An 18356-nucleotide genomic window follows, 5' to 3' on the forward strand; every position below is an offset into this window, starting at 1 on the left:
CACTTTCTGGATCTTCGCGGTGCGAAGGGGTGGTGCGGCCCGCCTCACGGCAGGTCGGTGACGGTGTAGTTGTCGATCCCGTAGACGACCGGGCCGTTGGTGGTGCTGCCACTCAGGTACAGGTAGAGACCTGTCGTGCCGGCGACCTGCATGGAGGCCGTCGTGTCCGTCGTGCTCAGCCAGGTGCTGGGCTCGGGGGTGCCCTGCTTCCACACGCGGGCGCGGATCGTCGTCGGCGAGGTGCCGAAGACCTGCGTCCGGACGTTGACCTTGTCGCCTGCGGCATACGAGAAGCCGCTGGTGGCCTGGGTCGCCAGGATCGTCTCCGTGGAGCCCTGGTTGCGCGACAGCCAGAGGGACACGTCGCCGTTGGCGGCGAAGCGGACCTTGGCCCGGTAGCTGTCCGTGGTGCCGACCCGTCGTCCGAGCACGCTGGCGTACTGGCCGCCACCGGTCCCGACCTTGTCGGTCGACACGGTCGTGACCACGTCGGCCCGGGCGGTGGACACCGCCCCCAGGGAGGCCGTGAAGCCGTCGGCCGCGTTGAGCGACAGCAGCCCGGTCGAGCCGTTGACCGACCAGCGCGATGCGACGCCACCGATCGTCCAGGCGCCACCCAGGTCAGCAGTCCCCCAGCCACCGGTGACGGTGCGCGTGAAGGTGTCGGACGCGAGGGTCCCGCCCACCGAGACCTGGGCGCTGGCGGTGTTCGTCGCGCCCTTGTCGTCGGTGACCGTCAGGGTGACCGTGTAGGTGCCGGTGGCCCCGTAGGTGTGGGTCGCCGTGGCGCCCGTGCCGTCCGGCGTGCCGTCACCCCAGCTCCACACGTATGCCGCGACCGTGCCGTCCGCGTCGCTCGAGGTCGAGCCGTCCACCGCCGTCTGGAGGGCGGTCTCGGTGTGCGTGAACCGAGCGGTCGGGGCCTGGTTGGGCGGACCCTGGACCGTGACCGACCGGGAGCTGGTCCCGGTGAGGCCCTGGTCGTCGGTCACGGTCAGCGTGACCGTGTAGGTGCCGGCCGTGGCGTAGGCGTGGGTCGCCGTGGCGCCCGTGCCGTTGGCCGTGCCGTCACCCCAGCTCCACGAGTAGCCGGCGATGGTGCCGTCGGAGTCACTCGAGGCGCTGCCGTTGACCGAGAGGGCGAGGAGGTTCTCCGAGTCGGTGAACGACGCGGTCGGCGCGACGTTGGCCGCGACGGTGACCGACTTGGACGTCGAGGTCGCCGTGCCCTTGTTGTCGGTCACGGTGAGCGTCACCGAGTAGGTGCCGTCAGCCGCGTAGGTGTGGTTGGCCGTCGCACCGGACCCGTCGGGGGTCCCGTCGCCCCAGCTCCACGCGTAGGTGGTGATGGAGCCGTCTGGGTCACTGGACGCCGACCCGTCGACCGTGGTCTTGAGGTACGACTCCACGTGGGTGAAGGACGCCACCGGGGGCTGGTTCGGCGCCTCGGAGACGGTCACCGTCCGGCTGGTGGTGGCGGTCGCACCGCGGTCGTCGGTCACGGTGAGCGTGACCGGGTAGCTGCCGGACGCCGCGTAGGTGTGCGTCGCGGTGGCGCCGGAGCCGGCCGGCGTGGAGTCACCCCAGTCCCAGGACTGCGAGACGATGGAGCCGTCGGGGTCTGACGAGCCGGTCCCGTTGACCGACAGCGTCAGGAACGACGAGCTGCTGGTGAACGACGCGGTGGGCGGCGTGTTCGGAACGGTGCCGCCGGCGGCCTCGAAGTGGCTCCGGACCTCGGCCGAGGTCAGTGCGGTCGGGTAGACCGCCACCTCGTCGATGTCGGCAGCGACGTAGTTGCTCGTCGTGCCACCGAACGTCCGGTCGCCTCCGACGCGCCACCACCCGAGGTAGCTCTGGGCATCGGTCGCCGCGTTCGTCGCCACCCGCACTCCGTCGACGTACAGCTTCATGCCGTCGGCACCCTGGGTCGCGACCACGTGGTGCCACTGGTTGTTGTTGTAGGACGCGGTCGACTCGGCGAGGCTGCGCGTCGCGCCGTTCGTGCCGAACTGCAGGTGCCCGTTGTTGAGCAGCACGACCTGACGGTCGTAGGAACCGCTCAGCCCGGTCGTCGCGTTGCCGAAGCCGATGAGCTTGCCGCCCTTGGTGGTGTTCGTCTTGAACCACAGCTCGGCGGAGTAGGTGCGCGGGTTGTTCCACGACTCCTTGTTCACGAGGAGTCCGCTGGAGCCGTTGAACGTCACGGCCTTGCCCGGCCCGGTCGCCGGCGACCCGGTGGTCCCGAAGGACACGCCGGAAACGTAGGTGCCGTCCTGGCCAGAGGCGGAGGAGTCCACCGCGGTGGTCGCGCCGGCGCTCTCGGCCAGGCGCCAGTAGGAGTCCGGCGAGCTGGCCGTCACGGCGGCGGCATAGGGGTCCGTGGGCGGCGTCGACCAGTTCGCGGCCCGGCCGGAGGCCAGGTAGTGCGCCTGGAGCCGGGACTGGGACAGGACGCTCGGGTAGACCGCGACCTCGTCGATGGAGCCGGCGAGAGCCGCGTTGGTGGGCTTGCTGGGCAGGTTGGACGTCTGGTCGGCCAGCAGCCGCCAGTACCCGGCGAAGGTGGCCATCGACACGGGAGTCTGGTCGCGGGCGACCCGGCGTCCGTCGAGGAAGAGTGAGACGCCACCGGCTCCGGCGGTCGCAGCGACGTGGTGCCACTGGCCGTCGTTCACGCTCTTCGAGCTCGCCACGGACCGAGCCGTGCCGTTCATCAGCGCGAAGGCCAGCTTGTTGCCGCTGTTGACGTAGAGGACCAGGTCGTTGGTGGCCGAGTTGCTCGTGCCGGACTGGCTGGTGCCGAACCCGGCGATGCGTCCACCGGACGAGCTGGTGGTCTTGATCCAGCCCTCGACGGTGACCTCGGCGGCGTGCTCCTCCACGGACGAGGTGTAGAGCTTGGGCGTGGACCCGCCCGAAGAGGTCACGGCGGCACCCGGGCTGACCGCGCCCGACTGGCCGAAGGTGACGCCCGTCGAGGTGCCGAAGCCGGCACCGGCCGCGTCCACGATCGCGGGTCCTGAGTCATCGAGCCGCCACAGGTGCGTCGCACCATCGGCGCGCACCGAGTCGGCGTAGGCGGAGGGCGGGTCGTTGGAGATGGTGACCGGAGCCGAGCGCACGCTCCACAGGACGTTGCCGTACTGGTCCTTGGCGCGGACCTGGTACGTGTGGGTCGTGCCCGGCGTCTGGCCGGTGTCGACGAAGCTCAGTGCGGGGAGCTTCCAGAAGATGCTGGGCGAGGTCACCCGCCCGAGGGACGGGCTGTTGTCGCGGTAGACGTCGTAGGTCAGCGTCGCGTCGTCGCGGTCCCACACGGTGCCCCACCGGACCCGGACCTGGCCCTGCTCGGTCGACACGGCGATCGGGTCGTAGCCGGTGTTGTAGATCGGCCGCATGAGCTTGGGGGCGACAGCGGGCAGGCCGTAGCGGACCAGGCCCTGCTGGGGCTGCCCGTTGACCTTCGGGAACTCACCGCCCAGGAGCAGGTAGTTGCCGCTCGTGGTGGTGGTCCACGCAGCCTGGCGCCCGGCGGTGTAGGTCCCGAAGTCGAGGTCCGGGTACCAGTGCAGCAGCCCCGCGTAGGGCAGGCCACGGAAGTCCCAGCCGTAGGCGTCCTTCACCGTGGTCATCCCCGTCGGGAAGGTCGGAGCGGCCATCGCCTCCTGCCAGCGCGAGCGGGGGCTGGTGTCGGGGAACCCACCCACGACGGTGCAGTCGTGGACGTGGCCCACGCTGTAGAGGGCCTGGCCGAGCACCGCGGTCGAGTAGGTGTCACCGAGGCAGTCGTTCACCCAGTTGATGGCGCCGGTGTCGGGGTTCGCGGCGAAGGTGCCCTCGAAGGAGGCTCCGGAGCCGAAGGCGTAGCCGCTGCCGTAGACCTGCGTGCCGTCGGTCTGGAGGCTGGTGATGCCGCCGTTCAGGCCGGCGGTCCGGATCCGCGCGGTGGCGGCCCAGGGCAGGATCGCGCCCGTCGTCGCGTCGATGGCGCCCATGCCGTAGGCCGACACGCCACTCAACGTCTCGAACGAACCTCCGGCGAGGACCTTGGAGCGGTCCGGCGACATCGTGAGGGTCGCGACGATCGCGTTGGAGCCCCCGGCGATCGGGGCCCACGGCTGCAGGGCCGCGTCGCTCGTCGCGAAGGACGCGAAGGAGCCTCGGGTCTGTCCGCCCTTGACGCCCGTGAAGGCGCCACCGACGTAGACGGTGTCGGGGCTCACCGTGACGGCCTTGACCTGGCCACCGATGCTGGTCGCCCAGGACGTCAGCGAGTTGTCCGCGGTGTTGAAGACGGCGACGTGGCTGCGCGGCTGGTCGTCGGCGGTCGTGAAGTCGCCCCCGACGTAGATCTTCGAGCCGTCGGGCGAGGCCACGATCGACAAACCCTGGGCGTTGAGGGAGTGGTTGAACGACGCGATCCGGTTGCCGGTGGTGATGTCGTAGGCGAACAGGTTCAGGGCGTCGACCTCACCGGCACCTCCGGCCGCGACGCCCGGCGGGCGGGCCTTGGTGAAGCTGCCGGTGGCGTAGACCGTGGTGCCGACCACGACCTGGCTCCACACGACGCCGTTGATCTGCCAGGTGGGCAGCGCGTCGGCAGTCACGGTCGCGGGAGTGGGCGGCGTCGGTGCCGGATCGGCCGCGTGGGCCGCGCCACCGGTCAGCGTGATTCCCCCCACCAGGAGCGCGGTGGTTGCGACCACGGCGCCGGCACGGCGGAACAAGCCGCCGAAGGCCTCAACGTGCATGGTGGACTGCCTCTCCGAGATGAGCGCTTCCGAGCGGAGCGCTGACGAGCCGTGAGCCGGCCAGCGGGTCGCTGGCTGTGGTGGAGGTGGAGCTGGCGACCTGAGGCGTCGGCTGCTCGCGCAGCATGGGCGCCAGGACGATGGAACGGGTGATGAGGCCGCCGACGAACGGACCGACCGCGAGGACGAAAGGCGTTGCCTCGAAAGGCAGCCCGATGGCCAGCAGGAGTCCGAGCGTGGTCAGCGAGACGAAGGCGTCGGTCAGTCGGACGCCGAGGGCCGCGCGCTGGCGCCCCCTCGCGGCCGCGAGGCTGACGAACGGCTGCAGTGTCGCGGTCGCCGCGGCATACACGGCCCAGCCGAGGACGGTGATGGCCGGGATGGTGAAGGAGTCGCCGGTGACCCACGGACCCACGAGGGGGACCGCAGCCCACAGGAGCACGCCGAACGCCAGGGCTCCGCCGGCCAGGACCAGGGAGCTCCTGGACGCCCGCGAGACCAGCGCTCGCAGTGGGAGCGAACGGTCGCGGGCGTAGGAGGCGAGCAGGTAGGAGCCGATCCCCTGGATCGCGAGGAGGGCGGGGGCGACGTAGATGCGAGCCGCCTCGACCTGGCCGAGCGCGGCGCTGCTGGCGACGGCCACCACCAGGACGCGCATGGCGGTGAAGACAGCGGGGTTGACCGACACCTGGGCGCCGCGCCAGGCGCCGAAGGAGGCGACCTCGCGGATGTGCGCGTGCCGCAGCGACACCAGTCGCCGCTCGGCGGCCGGGGCCAGCGCGACCGCGACGACGAGGCCGGCGAGCTGTCCCGCGGCGATGGCAAGGAAGAACGTGCCCAGGGCGATCGTGCTGACGAGCGAGACCACGACCAGCGCGGCCATCACGACGACGAGGGCCACCGAGTCGACCACCACCAGCCGCCAGAAGCGGAGCGTGGCCATCAGCACGCGGCGACCGACCTCTTCGACCTGGAACAGTGCGGCAGCCGCGGCGAACCACCCTGCCTCGGCCGGCTCGAGCACGCCGAGCGACCACAGCGCCAGGCCTGCGACGACCGGCCCCACGAGGGCGAGCACGGCGGCCCACCACTGCAGACCGGCGCGGACGCCGTGGTCGTGGCGGTCGAGGACGGTGAGGGCGTCGCCCACGAAGCCGCTGGTCACGGCGGTCGTCAGGATGATGACGCCCAGGCACAGCGACAGCTCACCCAAGCCCCGCGCCCCGAGCAGGTGGGCGGCGACCACCTGGAGCCCGAAGCTCGCCGCCGCCTGCCACGACTGGGCCACGAGGGCCCCGGCGGCATGCGACGACACGAGCGACCGGAGCCGCCCGAGTCGGGAGAGGGAGTCGTGGGTCACTTGGCTACGACCGCCCCGCTGTAGGTGGCCGAGGTGTGCAGGCCGTCGAAGTCGACGACCATGGCGACGCGGTTCAGCTGCTTGGTCGGCACGGCGAACGCGTAGAGGGCGGTGGCCGAGGCGCCGGGCTTGACGGTGCCGGTGAAGTCGTAGGTGCCGGCGCTCTGGGTGTACACCGGGGCGGCCAGCTGCTTCGTGGGTCCGTAGGTGGTCGTCACGACGACCTGGTCGAGGTTGACCGCCTTGGCGGAGCCGTTGGTGAGCTTCACCGTGAAGCGCACGTACTGGCGCCCGGCCATCACCCCGGGGCCGTGACCGGTCTCGACGCCCTTCTCGGCCTTGGTGATCACCACGGTGACGCCGTCGGGGTAGGCGACCGGTGCGTTGAACTTCGCGACCGGCGCGCTCACCGACGGCGTGTTCGGCTGCCCGACCCGCTTCACCTTCGGGACGGACTTGACGGGCTGCGGCAGCGGAGGTGCCACGGTGGTCGGCGTCGCCTCGGGGGTCTCGGTCGGCGCCGGCGAGGACGCCGAGGACGCCGAGGAGGTGCCAGGCGTGGAGGCGAGGGCCTGACCACTCCCACCGCAGCCGGAGAGGCCGGTGGCGGCGAGGGCGAGGCCCGCCAGGCTGGCGGTGAGACGGAGACGCGGCGTCATCAGTAGGCGCCCTTTCCACGAAGGACCGCGCGAGCGGTGCGGACGATGATCTGGAGGTCGAGGACCAGCGACCAGTTGTCGACGTACCAGAGGTCGAGCCGCAGCGACTCGTCCCAGGACAGGTCGCTGCGACCGCTGACCTGCCAGAGGCCGGTCAGGCCCGGACGGACCCGGAGGCGTCGCACGGCGTCGGACTCGTAGCCGGCGACCTCCGCCGGCAACGGGGGACGGGGGCCGACGAGGGACATCTCGCCGCGCAGGACGTTGACCAGCTGCGGGAGCTCGTCGAGGGAGTAGCGGCGCAGGAAGCCGCCGACCCGGGTGATGCGCGGGTCGTGGCGCATCTTGAAGAGCACCGTGTTGCCCGCGTCGGCGGACTCGGTCAGCTGGGCCAGCCGCTGCTCGGCGTCGACGCCCATGCTGCGGAACTTGAGCATGCTGAAGGTCTCGCCCCGGGCCCCGACCCGGGTCTGGCGGAAGAGCACGGGGCCCGAGGAGTCGAGGCGGATCGCGATGCCGATGGCCACCAGGACCGGAAGGGCAGCGATCGTCAGGCCGAGGGCGAGGCACCAGTCGACGGCGCGTTTCACCACGCGGCGCGCGCCGGACATCGCCGGCCGCTCGACGTGGAGCAGCGGCATGCCCGCGGCGGGGCGGATGGACAGTCGGGGGCCGGCGACGTCGAGCAGGCCGGTCGCGACCACGAGGTCGACGGCGCGCTCCTCCAGCGACCACGCGAGGCGGCGCAGCGCGCGTCCGCTGAGGTCGGGGTCGCCCGAGACGGCCACGACCTCGGCGTTGAGCAGGTCGATGGCGTGCAGCGCCTCCTCCGGGTAGCCGAAGACCGGGATGCCCTCGACCTCGGAGGAGAAGTCGCCGCCGTTGGTGATGCCCGAGACGCAGGCCCCCACGACGTGCATGCCCTCGCCCGGCGCCGCCTGGAGCTGGCGGATCATCGGGCCGACCGTGCGGATGTTGCCGATCACGACGGTGCGCTGGGTGTCCCGGCCGTTGCTGCGCCGCCGCAGGAGGGAACGGCGGAGCAGGTTGCGGGAGACGAGCCCGAGCAGCATGAGCATGGGCACGACGATGAGGACGAGGCCGCGCGCGAGCTCGAAGTGCATGACCCACGAGCTGAGCACTGCCACGACGCCGAGGCTGATGGCCGCCCTGGCGACGGAGCGGTACTCGTCGGTGGTGATGCCGAGGAACCGCTGCTCGTAGCCGTGGAACAGCTGGAGCATGAGGATCCACACGCCGGGCAACAGCAGGGCAACGCCCCACCGGACGGATGCGGGGGCGCCGCCGACCGGGATGGCGATCGCGGCAACCGAGGTGACGAGGGCCGTGGCGGCGTCGGTCAGGAGAGCACGACGCCGGTAGCCCACGTGCCAGGGGCGCGTGGGCTTCGTGCTGTGGGTGAGGTCACCCGGCGGTGCCGGGCGCGACGACGTCGTCGTGCGCTTCCGCACCCATTCCGCCCGTGCTGGCGAAACGGACTTTGCCCCCGCAAGATCCGTCATGGCTACTCCCCTAGACCGCTGTGCGCCTGAAGGTAACTCCCAAGTGGACTTACCGTTGTGCCCTCATGAGAAGACGTCCTCAGGCTCTGGAAATGCTGTCACCGCAAGGGATTGCGCACATACGATCACGGGGCTAGGCCAGACAACCTCACCTTGACTACGGGGTATGCCGTACCCCTCTCCACCGTTTGGGGGAGAGGGTGGTGCCGTTCAGGGCGGGATGGTGCCGGTTGGGTGCGGAAGACCCTCAGACCGGGGAGTGGAACTTCTGCTGGGCCGCCACCAGGCCCTCCACCACGACCATCTCCGCGGCGTCCGCGGCGTCGCCGATGAGGAACGGGAGCTCCTTGCGCTCCGTCGTGCCGAAGTCGCGCAGCACGAAGTCGGCGGCGTCCATCCGGCCGGGAGGGCGGCCGATGCCGACGCGCACCCGCAGGTAGTCCTTGGTGCCGAGGGCGGAGCTGATCGAGCGCAGGCCGTTGTGGCCGCCCTCTCCCCCGCCCTTCTTGAGCCGGACGTCGCCGGCGGGGATGTCGAGCTCGTCGTGGATGACGAGCAGCCGGTCGACCTCGACCGAGAAGAACTTCATCAGCGCCTTGACCGGTCCGCCCGACTCGTTCATGTAGGACGACGGCACCGCCACGACGGCAGCTGGTCCGGGGGCGCCACCGGGCAGCGTGCCGATCCGCACGGTGGCGGCGGACGCTCGCGCCTTGTGGGCGGTGAGCTTGGCGCCGGCCCGCGAGGCGAGCTCGTCGACGACCATGGCGCCGACGTTGTGACGGTTCCCGGCGTACTTGGGGCCGGGGTTGCCCAGGCCCACCACGAGCCAGGTGCCGTCGTCACTCACGGGGCGCAAGTATGCCGGAAGGCCAGGTCCCCCATGACACTGGTCGGGGGACCTGGCCTTCCGGCATACAGGGTGGAGCGGGACTCAGGCGTCCTCGGACTCGGCCTGCTCGCCCTCGGCGCCACCGTCGGCGGCCTCGCCACCTTCGCCCTCGGTGGTCTCGGCGTCGCCGGCCTCCTCGTGCTCGATGCCGGCCTCGGCCTCGGCCTCTGCCATCTCGGCGTCCAGCGCCTCCTGCGAGATCTGCTGGGTGATGTTGACGATGAGCGTGTCCTCGTCGACGACCAGGGTCGAGCCGGAGGGGAGCACGAGCTCGGACGCCTTGATCTGCGTGCCGGCCTCGAGGCCCTCGACGGAGACGACGATGCTCTCCGGGATGTGGGTGGCCTCGACCTCGAGCTGCACGGTCTGGGAGTCGACGGTGACGACGGTTTCCGGAGCGGCCTCGCCCTCGACGTGGACGGGCACGTCGACGGTCACCTTCTCGCCCTTGCGCACGATGACGAGGTCGATGTGCTCGATGACGGGCTTGATCGCGTCGCGCTGCACGTCCTTGGCCAGAGCGAGCTGCTCCTCGCCGTCGATGACGATGGTGAGGAGCGCGTTCGCGACCTTCAGCGCCATCATCGTGTCGTGGCCGGGCAGCGTGATGTGCACGGGCTCGGCGCCGTGGCCGTACATGACGGCGGGGATCTTGTGGTCGCGGCGGATCTTGCGGGCAGCGCCCTTGCCGAACTGCGTGCGCGTCTCGGCGACGAGCTTGTTGTCTGACACGGAAATCTCCTGTGCGGTGGGGGACTCGAGGATGCGGTGGGCCTCGACGCGGGGCGCAGCACGGAGACCACACCGCGTCGAATTACGGACGTGACCGGCCCCCAGGTGGTGGCAGCCGTGCAGTGTCCCTCGCCGAGGCAACCCCGAGAGTCTAGGCGACGCCTGCGGGGAGTGGGAAATCCGCGTCCTCGGCGGCCGCCGCGTCCCGCTCCGAGCGGGCCCGGCGCAGCTCGCCCAGGCGCACCGCGACGACCCCGGCGACGATGCAGACGCCCCCGGCCAGCTGGACCAGGCCGGGGAGCTCGTCGAGCAGGACCCAGGCGAAGAGCACCGCGAAGAGCACCTCGGTGAGGCCCACGAACGAGGCCACCGTCGAGCCCAGCATGCGCGCCGCCGTGACCCCGAGCAGGTATGCCGCGGCGGCGGCGATGAGGGCCAGCTCACCGATGGCGACCCACCAGGGCGCCTCGCCCCCCATCAGCGTCACCGGGGTGGCGGCGAACTCCAGCGGGATCACGTGCACCGCACCGAGCAGACCCAGGACGACCGAGCCCGCGCCCATGCCGAGCCCGGCGAGGGCGACCGGCGGCAGGTTGGTGTCCTCGGCGGCGAGGACGAAGAACGTGGCCAGGCCCGTGGCGGCGACCAGCCCCCACGCGACCCCGACGAGGTCGGGGCGGCTCTGGCCGGAGAGGTCGAGCACCAGGACCAGCCCGACCACGGCGAGCACGACGCCCAGCCCGGTGAGGGCGCTGGGGGCACGACGGCTGCGCAGCCACACCCACAGGACGACGAGGACCACACCGAGGTACTCCAGGAGCAGGGCCACCCCGACGTCGAGCCGCTGCACCGCATAGAAGTAAGCCACCTGGCACCCGGCCACCGCGACGGCGCCGTAGGCCAGGATCGCCAGGAAGTTGCTGCGGACGAGCGACCACCGCCCGCGCAGCGCGAGCACGGTCGGCACGGCCAGCACCAGGGTGGCGCCGCTGACCCGGAGCAGGACGATCGCGCCCGAGCTCCAGCCCTCGACCAGCAGCGACTTCGCGAACGGCCCGCTGCTCCCGAAGGTGGCGGCCGAGGCGAGCGCCAGCCAGAGACCCAGACCCGGGTGGCCCTTCGACCGTGTCGCCATGCCGCTCCTCTTCGCCCGTCGAGTCGACGGGCCGCGTCCGCCTGCCCGCATGTAAGTAGTCAAACGCCTTATACTCGTGACGGTAGCGATCAAGCAGGTCAGGAGTCAAGATGCTGTTTGCCCATGACACGGAGCTGGCCCTGCGCGGGGCGGCAGCCCTGGTCAACACGGCACCCACCCTGCCCACCGACACCGAGGACCTCGAGACCGTCGCCGACCTCGACGAGTTCCTCCGCGAGTGGGAGTGGACCGGGTCGCGCACCGGCGACCCGGCGGAGCTCGAGGCCGTGCGCGAGCTCCGGCCACGGCTGCGGCAGCTCTGGACCGCCGACACCGACACCGCCGTCTCGCTCGTCAACGAGCTGCTGGCCGAGGCGGGCGCACTCCCCCAGCTGGTGCGGCACGGCGAGTGGTCGTGGCACCTGCACGCCACTCCGCCCGAGGCGCCGCTCGCCACCCGGATGGCGGTGGAGGCGGCGATGGCGATGGTCGACGTCATCCGCGCCGACGAGCTCGCCCGCCTCCGGGTCTGCGCGGCCGACGACTGCCAGGACGTGGTGGTCGACCTGTCGAAGAACCGCTCCAAGCGGTTCTGCGACGGGGGCTGCGGCAACCGGGCCAACGTCGCGGCATACCGAGCCCGCAAGGCCAGCTCCTGACCGAACCACGGAAACTCGGCCGATTTGCCAGGCTTCCCGTGGCCGACTTTCTGCGATCCGTACCTCAGGCGTGGCCGTCGAACAGGCTGGTCACCGAGCCGTCCTCGAAGACCTCCTGGATCGCCCGGCTGATCAAGGGGGCGATCGAGAGCACGGTCAGCTTGTCGAACTCGTGGGCCTCGTCGATGGGTAGCGTGTTGGTGACGATGACCTCCGAGGCGGTGCAGTTCTTGAGCCGGTCGATCGCCGGCCCCGAGAGGATCGCGTGGGTCGCGGCGATGACGACACCCGCGGCGCCATCGGCCATCAGCGCATCCGCGGCCTTGGTGATCGTGCCACCGGTGTCGATCATGTCGTCGACCAGGACGCAGACCCGGCCCTTGACCTCACCGACCACGCGGTTGGCGACGGTCTCGTTCGGGCGGTTGATGTCACGCGTCTTGTGGATGAACGCCAGCGGCGCCTGTCCGAGCCGCTGCGACCACTGCTCGGCGACCTTGATCCGGCCGGCATCGGGCGAGACGACGGCGAGCTTCTCGTGCCCGTACTTCTCGGCGACGTGGTCGGCGAGGATCGGCAGGGCCATCAGGTGGTCGACCGGGCCGTCGAAGAAGCCCTGAATCTGCGCCGTGTGCAGGTCGACCGCCATCAGCCGGTTGGCGCCGGCCGTCTTGAACAGGTCGGCCATCAGCCGGGCCGAGATCGGCTCGCGGCCGCGATGCTTCTTGTCCTGCCGGGCGTAGCCGTAGAAGGGGAGCACGACCGTGATCCGCTTGGCGCTGGCCCGCTTCAGCGCGTCGATCATGATGAGCTGCTCCATGATCGCCTCGTTGATGGGCGTCGTGTGGCTCTGGATGACGAACGCGTCCGAGCCGCGCACCGACTCCTCGTAGCGCACGTAGATCTCACCGTTGGCGAAGTCGTAGGCACTGGTCGGGACGAGGCTGGTGCCGAGCATGCTCGCCACCTCTTCGGCGAGCTCGGGGTTGGCTCGCCCGGAGAAGACCATCAGGTTCTTCTCGGTGGTCTTGGTGATGCCGGTCACGCTGGGGCCTGCCCTTCGCTGGAGACTTCGGTATGCCGTGTGCTCGCCAGGGTGGCGTCCTCGCCCGCGTCTTGTGTCACCGTGGCGAGCGCTGTGGCGGCCGCCTCGGCGGTCTTCGTGCCGGCCCGGGACCGGGCGACCCAGCCGTCGATGTTGCGCTGGCGCCCACGGGCCACCGCGATCTGGCCGGGCTCGACGTCGCCGGTGAGCGCGGAGCCCGCGCCGACGTAGGCGCCGTCGGCGATGGTGACCGGGGCGATGAGGACGGTGTCTGACCCGACGAAGCTGTGCTTCCCGACGGTGGTGTGGTGCTTCGCCACCCCGTCGTAGTTGGCGAAGATCGTGCCCGCCCCGATGTTGGCGCCCTCCCCGATCGTGGCGTCACCGGCATACGTGAGGTGCGGGACCTTGGCCCCGTCACCGATCTTGGCGTTCTTCGTCTCGACGAACCCGCCGATCTTGCCCTTCGCCCCCAGCTCGGTGCCCGGGCGCAGGTAGGAGAAGGGGCCGACGGTGGCGCCCTCGCCGATGACCGCGAGGAGGGCCTCGGTGCGCTTGACCTCGGCGTGCGCACCGACCTCGGTGTCGGTGAGCGTGGTGTCGGGGCCGATGGTGGCGCGCTCCCCGATCGTGGTGGCGCCCAGCAGCTGCGTGCCCGGGAGGATCGTCGCGTCGCGGCCGATGGTGACGTCGCTGTCGATCCACGTCGTGCCGGGGTCGATGATCGTCACGCCCTCGCGCATCCAGTGCTCGGTGGTGCGACGGTTGAGCTCCTTGCCGAGCCGGGCGAGCTGGACCCGGTCGTTGACGCCCTCGGTCTGCCACAGGTCGGCGATGAGGTGGGCGCTGACCCTGCCGCCGGCCTTGCGCGCGATGGCGAGGACGTCGGTGAGGTACTTCTCGCCCTGGGCGTTGTCGGTGCCGACCTGGCCGAGCGCCTCCACCAGCACCGCGGCGTCGAACGCGTAGATCCCGGAGTTGATCTCGGTGATCGCCCGCTGCTCCTCGGTCGCATCCTTCTGCTCGACGATCCCCTCGACGCCGTCGTCGGCGCCGCGCAGGATCCGTCCGTAGCCGGTCGGGTTGTCGAGCCGGGCGGTGATGACCGTGACCGCGCTCTGCGTCGCGACGTGCTCCTCGACCAGCGACCGGAGCGTCTCGCCGGTCAGCAACGGCACGTCGCCGTAGGTCACCAGGACGGTGCCCTCCAGCCCGGCGGGCAATGCGTCGAGGGCGCACTCGGTCGCCCGGCCGGTGCCCTTGACCTCGTCCTGGTCGGCGATCACGGCCCCGGGGTCGACCTCGGCGACGTGGGCGGCCACCAGGTCACGCTCGTGGCGGACCACCACGGCGAGGTGCTCGGGGCTGACCGCCCGTGCCGCGGCGATCGCGTGCCCGACCAGTGTCCGGCCCCCGATGCGGTGCAGGACCTTGGGGGTCGAGGACTTCATCCGGGTGCCCTCACCGGCGGCGAGGACGATGACTGCGGCTAGGCGGTGCGAGCCGGTGGGGGTGTTCACGCGCGAGGCTCCAGCGATCTGGTCGGGTGCGACGGGACGGGCGTCATGCTACCCGCCAGTCGCCCGCCGTCTTCCCCACGGTCATCTGGCCCGAAGGGTGACAAAACACCACGACACGCACGAGGACTCATACCGAGGGCGGACGCGGTGCTCGCTCTTCGACGCGATCCGGTGCCCACCCGGGCTCGTGAGACTGGAGGTCCGTTCAGGGAGTGCAGGAAGGGGAGTCATGAGGACAGTCACCATCAACAGGTGGACCTTGCCGGCTGCAGGAGCCGCCATGATCGCCGCGGCGGCGATCGCCATCAGCATGGGCCCGGCTCAGGCCGCGGACACCATGCTGGTCCACGTCAAGCAGGCGAGCCTCGCCGACCACGCGGGCGACTGCCCGGGTGGCGTCACCGGCGCCCACTTCGTCATCAACCAGATCGCGTCCGGCCCCGCCACCATCGAGGTCGACCTCGCCGACGGCAGCTCGCAGACCGTGGCCAAGTCCAAGCAGAGCGGCCCGGTCGCCCACTACGACGTCTGGTTCACCGGCACCCTGGTCAAGGACGCCACGGCCTACGTCCCCAACACCTGGACCGGCCAGTTCGTCCTGTCCAACTACTACTGCTCGTCGACCACGTCGAGCTCCTCCAGCTCCTCGAGCTCGAGCTCCAGCTCCAGCTCGTCCTCACAACCCACGAGCTGAGCCGACCACCTGCCCTCCCGGCAGGTGGGCACCCCCAGATCGAAGGGCCCGACCATCACCTCGTCCACGTCGAGGGTGGGGTCGGGCCCTTCCTTGCGGTCCTTCGCGTCAGGTCAGGAGGCGACGTGGGGCGCCTGGCCGGGGTAGGTGGAGCCGGCGCCCTGGGCGACGGCAGCCTGCTCGGAGGGCATCAGGATCCAGAGGATCGGGTAGATGAGGATCTGGCTACCGGGGATGACCATCAGCAGCAGCACGAACAGGATCCGCGCGGGCCACGGCGCGATGCCGAACCGGCGACCGAGGCCGGAGGCGACGCCGCCGAGGACGCGCTCGTCACGCGGTCGGACCAGGCCCTGCTGGGCGAAGCTCGAGTGGATGTCGTTCATGGGTGGAGCACTTCCTTCGGTTGGCGCCAGGGGCTTTCCCTGACACCTCAAGAGTGCTCGGCGGCGACCTCGCTGCCTATCCGGTGCACCCCTGACCCGACCCCGGTTCCGACCCGTCGGGCCCCGGGTGGCGCGGTCCCGCGCTCAGGGTCGTGAGGAATCGGGGTCCGGCACGAACCTGCAGGTCATCCCCGGTTTAGGGCAGGACGACACGCACCCCGACCATGGCGTACCTTGTGTCTAATTTTGAGAGAGCGGGAGCACGTGACGGAAGTGTCAGCCACCGGGACCACCGGCGCCCTGTTGGGGGGGCGGTACCGCCTCATGGACGAGATCGGCCACGGTTCGGTGGGCACCGTCTACCGGGCAAGGGACGAGTTCCTGGGCCGCGAGGTCGCGGTCAAGCTCATCGAGCCGAAGGCTCACGACGTGGCGGAGCTGCGCCGTGACGAGGACGAGGTCAAGCTCCTCGCGCGCCTCAACCACCACTGTCTGGTCACGCTCTTCGACGCTGGTTCCGACCTGTCCGACCCGCTGCATCCGCGGATCTACCTGGTGATGGAGCTCGTCGAGGGCCCCGACCTGCGCGACCGCCTGGCCCGCGGAGCCCTGCCCGCCGTCGACGTCGCGCAGCTCGGTCGTGACATCGCCAAGGCGCTCGCCTACGTGCACGCCCACGGCGTGATCCACCGTGACGTCAAACCCGCCAACATCATGGTGTTCGACTACGGCAAGACGGCCAGTCGGCTGCGCGCGAAGCTGACGGACTTCGGCATCGCCGTCCTGGCCGAGGCCCCCCTCACCGACGCCAACGGGGCCTTCGTCGGAACTGCCGCCTACGTCAGCCCCGAGCAGGCCAAGGGCGAGACCGTCGGTCCGCCGAGCGACGTCTACTCCCTCGGCCTGGTGCTGCTCGAGTGCCTCACCGGCGTGCGCGCCTTCCCCGGGGACCCGTTGCCCAGCGCCCTCGCCCGGCTGCTCCAGCGTCCCGAGATCCCGGCCGACCTCGACTCGCAGTGGACCTGGCTGCTGAGGGCGATGACGGCCACCGACCCCGCGGCCCGCCCATCCGCGCGTGACGCCGCCCTGGCTCTCGGTGAGCTCGCCATCGCCGAGTTCGGTCGGCTCGCGCACACTCGACCGGCCGCCCTCACCGACGAGGTGGCGAGGATGCAGGCCGTCCGCCGCTACCAGATCCTCGACACGCCCGCGGACGGCGCGTTCGACCGGATCACGGCGCTGGCTGCCCGACTGTTCTCCGTGCCCATCGCCATCGTGAGTGTCGTGGACGAGGACCGCATCTGGTTCAAGTCCCACCACGGGCTCGAGGTCACCCAGGTCGGCCGGGAACCAGGTCTGTGCGCCTCCGCGGTCCGACAACCCGAGCCATGGATCATCGAGGACGCCCGCCTCGACCCGCGGACGCTGGCCAACCCGTTGGTCGCCGGCGAGCTGGGGCTGCAGTTCTATGCCGGGATCCCCCTGCGCACCGGCGACGGGTACAACCTCGGCACGCTGTGCATCATCGACCGCGCTCCACGGACTCTGTCGGCCGCAGAGGTGCTGACGCTCGAGGACCTGGCCGCCATCGTCATGCACGACCTCGAACAGCGGATGCAGAACCTGCAGTCCGCCTGACCCGCCCCAGGCGGGAGCTGACGGGAGCCCGCCGGACACCCGACGACTCGCGCGGCAGTGGCTCCCCGGGTAGGAATCGAACCTACGTCGCTTGTCCTGATTCAAAGTCAGGCGGGCCCTGCCAGCAGACCAACCGGGGAACGCCCCAGACACCGAAGCGCTGTGGGGATCAGCCAAGGGTAGCCAAGCACGCGGCATACCCCGGCACCGCAGCCTGCCGGGGTCGACCAGCGGGACTGCGCGGGGAGCCCTCGCTCCCGATGACAACTTACGAATCCGTAGGTTACGGTTTCGTAAGTTGACGACGATGCCTCCGTGGCGACCACTCGAAGGAAGGTTCCCCGGCGATGACGACCGCGACCCCCTCCGCACAGTCCGCTCCCGCGACACCGGCCCTCGCGTCGGCGCCGCCGACCTCCGTGCCAGCGCCCGCGACCGTCGAACCCGAGCTGAAGCGCGGCGGCGAACAGGTCGCGCTGGCGCTGTTCATCGGTATCCCGTTCCTCGCCCTCCTCGCGGCCGTCCCGGTGGCGTGGGGCTGGGGACTGGGATGGCACGACATCGTCATCTTCGTCGTGATGTACGCGATCGCCGGGCACGGCATCACCGTCGGCTACCACCGCCACTTCACGCACGGGTCCTTCAAGGCCAACCGCGGCCTCAAGATCGCCTTGGCGGTGGCGGGCTCGATGGCCATCCAGGGACCCGTGGTGCGCTGGGTCGCCGACCACCGTCGCCACCACGCGTTCTCCGACCGCGACGGCGACCCGCACAGCCCGTGGCGCTACGGCGAGACGATCCCGGCGCTCGCCAAGGGACTCTGGTGGGCGCACACCGGGTGGCTGTTCGACATCGAGCAGACGCCCCGCAGCAAGTACGCACCCGACCTGGTCGCCGACCCCGACCTGCAGAAGGTCGACCGTGCCTTCCCCCTCATCGTGGCCGGCTCGATGCTGTTCCCCGCCCTGGTCGGTGGGCTGTGGTCGATGAGCTGGCAGGGCGCGCTGACCGCCTTCTTCTGGGCTTCGCTGGTGCGGGTCTCGCTGCTGCACCACGTGACCTGGTCGATCAACTCGATCTGCCACACCATCGGCGAGCGGCCGTTCAAGAGCCGTGACAGGTCCGGCAACGTCTGGTGGCTGGCCTTCCTGTCGATGGGCGAGTCCTGGCACAACCTGCACCACGCCGACCCGACCTGCGCCCGGCACGGCGTCGAGAAGGGTCAGATCGACTCGACGGCGCGCGTCATCTGGGCGTTCGAGAAGCTCGGCTGGGCCACCGACGTGCGCTGGCCGGTGGCCAAGCGGATCGAGGCCCGGCGGGTCGCGGCCGCCTGACGTCCCCTCGCGGTGCCCGACC

Annotated in this window: 14 protein-coding genes and 1 tRNA gene; 4 read left to right on the forward strand and 11 right to left on the reverse strand. The window is 70.8% G+C overall.

What is annotated here, in order from left to right; genetic code table 11:
- Positions 1–44: 44 nt before the first annotated feature.
- The 7 genes from ABD262_RS09750 to ABD262_RS09780 all read right to left on the reverse strand — a co-directional run bounded on the left by ABD262_RS09750 (position 45) and on the right by ABD262_RS09780 (position 11055).
- On the reverse strand, positions 45–4754 hold the full coding sequence (locus tag ABD262_RS09750; protein WP_344134880.1) for a PKD domain-containing protein: 4710 nt from the start codon (positions 4752–4754) through the stop codon (positions 45–47).
- A complete protein-coding gene (locus ABD262_RS09755; RefSeq protein ID WP_344134883.1) occupies positions 4744–6114 on the reverse strand; it encodes a hypothetical protein in 1371 nt (456 codons plus the stop codon). The genes ABD262_RS09750 and ABD262_RS09755 overlap by 11 nt, the downstream gene beginning before the upstream one ends.
- Positions 6111–6773 (reverse strand): hypothetical protein, encoded by a 663-nt coding sequence (locus tag ABD262_RS09760; protein ID WP_344134886.1) that lies wholly within the window; start codon positions 6771–6773, stop codon positions 6111–6113. The genes ABD262_RS09755 and ABD262_RS09760 overlap by 4 nt, the downstream gene beginning before the upstream one ends.
- Positions 6773–8245, reverse strand: a complete 1473-nt coding sequence (locus ABD262_RS09765) for a sugar transferase (protein WP_344134889.1) — start codon at positions 8243–8245, stop codon at positions 6773–6775. Before ABD262_RS09765 ends, ABD262_RS09760 begins: the two co-directional genes overlap by 1 nt.
- A 298-nt stretch (positions 8246–8543) precedes the next feature.
- On the reverse strand, positions 8544–9146 hold the full coding sequence (pth, locus tag ABD262_RS09770; protein ID WP_344134892.1) for an aminoacyl-tRNA hydrolase: 603 nt from the start codon (positions 9144–9146) through the stop codon (positions 8544–8546).
- Between the two features lie 84 nt (positions 9147–9230).
- Positions 9231–9920, reverse strand: a complete 690-nt coding sequence (locus ABD262_RS09775; protein ID WP_344134895.1) for a 50S ribosomal protein L25/general stress protein Ctc — start codon at positions 9918–9920, stop codon at positions 9231–9233.
- Positions 9921–10071: 151 nt separating this feature from the next.
- Positions 10072–11055, reverse strand: a complete 984-nt coding sequence (locus ABD262_RS09780; protein ID WP_344134898.1) for an EamA family transporter — start codon at positions 11053–11055, stop codon at positions 10072–10074.
- 110 nt (positions 11056–11165) lie between these two features.
- Here ABD262_RS09780 and ABD262_RS09785 point away from each other — a divergent pair, with 110 nt between their 5' ends.
- Complete coding sequence (locus ABD262_RS09785; protein WP_344134900.1) at positions 11166–11714, forward strand: CGNR zinc finger domain-containing protein; 549 nt, start codon at positions 11166–11168, stop codon at positions 11712–11714.
- A gap of 64 nt (positions 11715–11778) precedes the next feature.
- Here the strand turns inward: ABD262_RS09785 and ABD262_RS09790 are convergent, their stop codons facing one another.
- Together ABD262_RS09790 and glmU are read right to left on the reverse strand one after the other, a co-directional pair.
- Positions 11779–12759 (reverse strand): ribose-phosphate diphosphokinase, encoded by a 981-nt coding sequence (locus tag ABD262_RS09790; RefSeq protein WP_344134903.1) that lies wholly within the window; start codon positions 12757–12759, stop codon positions 11779–11781.
- Positions 12756–14210 carry a bifunctional UDP-N-acetylglucosamine diphosphorylase/glucosamine-1-phosphate N-acetyltransferase GlmU gene (gene glmU, locus ABD262_RS09795; RefSeq protein WP_425564844.1) on the reverse strand — a complete coding sequence of 485 codons (1455 nt, stop codon included), beginning with the start codon at positions 14208–14210 and terminating at the stop codon, positions 12756–12758. The genes ABD262_RS09790 and glmU overlap by 4 nt, the downstream gene beginning before the upstream one ends.
- A gap of 298 nt (positions 14211–14508) precedes the next feature.
- Here glmU and ABD262_RS09800 point away from each other — a divergent pair, with 298 nt between their 5' ends.
- On the forward strand, positions 14509–14973 hold the full coding sequence (locus ABD262_RS09800) for a hypothetical protein (RefSeq protein ID WP_344134909.1): 465 nt from the start codon (positions 14509–14511) through the stop codon (positions 14971–14973).
- A gap of 113 nt (positions 14974–15086) precedes the next feature.
- Here ABD262_RS09800 and ABD262_RS09805 read toward each other — a convergent pair whose 3' ends face one another.
- On the reverse strand, positions 15087–15359 hold the full coding sequence (locus ABD262_RS09805; RefSeq protein WP_344134912.1) for a PspC domain-containing protein: 273 nt from the start codon (positions 15357–15359) through the stop codon (positions 15087–15089).
- 264 nt (positions 15360–15623) lie between these two features.
- Here ABD262_RS09805 and ABD262_RS09810 point away from each other — a divergent pair, with 264 nt between their 5' ends.
- Positions 15624–16997, forward strand: coding sequence for a protein kinase domain-containing protein (locus tag ABD262_RS09810; protein ID WP_344134914.1), 1374 nt, complete (start codon positions 15624–15626; stop codon positions 16995–16997).
- Positions 16998–17055: 58 nt separating this feature from the next.
- Here ABD262_RS09810 and ABD262_RS09815 read toward each other — a convergent pair.
- Positions 17056–17137, reverse strand: a tRNA-Gln gene (locus tag ABD262_RS09815).
- A 207-nt stretch (positions 17138–17344) separates the two neighbouring features.
- On the opposite strand from ABD262_RS09815, the gene ABD262_RS09820 reads away from it, so the two are divergent.
- Positions 17345–18334 carry an acyl-CoA desaturase gene (locus ABD262_RS09820; protein ID WP_344134917.1) on the forward strand — a complete coding sequence of 330 codons (990 nt, stop codon included), beginning with the start codon at positions 17345–17347 and terminating at the stop codon, positions 18332–18334.
- Positions 18335–18356: the final 22 nt, after the last annotated feature.

The sequence above is a fragment of the Pedococcus bigeumensis genome, assembly GCF_039531795.1.
GTDB lineage: Bacteria > Actinomycetota > Actinomycetes > Actinomycetales > Dermatophilaceae > Pedococcus > Pedococcus bigeumensis.

Coding starts and splice junctions, on each gene's coding strand:
- ABD262_RS09750 (WP_344134880.1), bottom strand. CDS start 4,754: ATGCACGTTGAGGCCTTCGGCGGCTTGTTCCGCCGTGCCGGCGCCGTG.
- ABD262_RS09760 (WP_344134886.1), bottom strand. CDS start 6,773: ATGACGCCGCGTCTCCGTCTCACCGCCAGCCTGGCGGGCCTCGCCCTC.
- ABD262_RS09780 (WP_344134898.1), bottom strand. CDS start 11,055: ATGGCGACACGGTCGAAGGGCCACCCGGGTCTGGGTCTCTGGCTGGCG.
- ABD262_RS09785 (WP_344134900.1), top strand. CDS start 11,166: ATGCTGTTTGCCCATGACACGGAGCTGGCCCTGCGCGGGGCGGCAGCC.
- glmU (WP_425564844.1), bottom strand. CDS start 14,210: ATGAAGTCCTCGACCCCCAAGGTCCTGCACCGCATCGGGGGCCGGACA.
- ABD262_RS09800 (WP_344134909.1), top strand. CDS start 14,509: ATGAGGACAGTCACCATCAACAGGTGGACCTTGCCGGCTGCAGGAGCC.
- ABD262_RS09805 (WP_344134912.1), bottom strand. CDS start 15,359: ATGAACGACATCCACTCGAGCTTCGCCCAGCAGGGCCTGGTCCGACCG.
- ABD262_RS09820 (WP_344134917.1), top strand. CDS start 17,345: ATGACGACCGCGACCCCCTCCGCACAGTCCGCTCCCGCGACACCGGCC.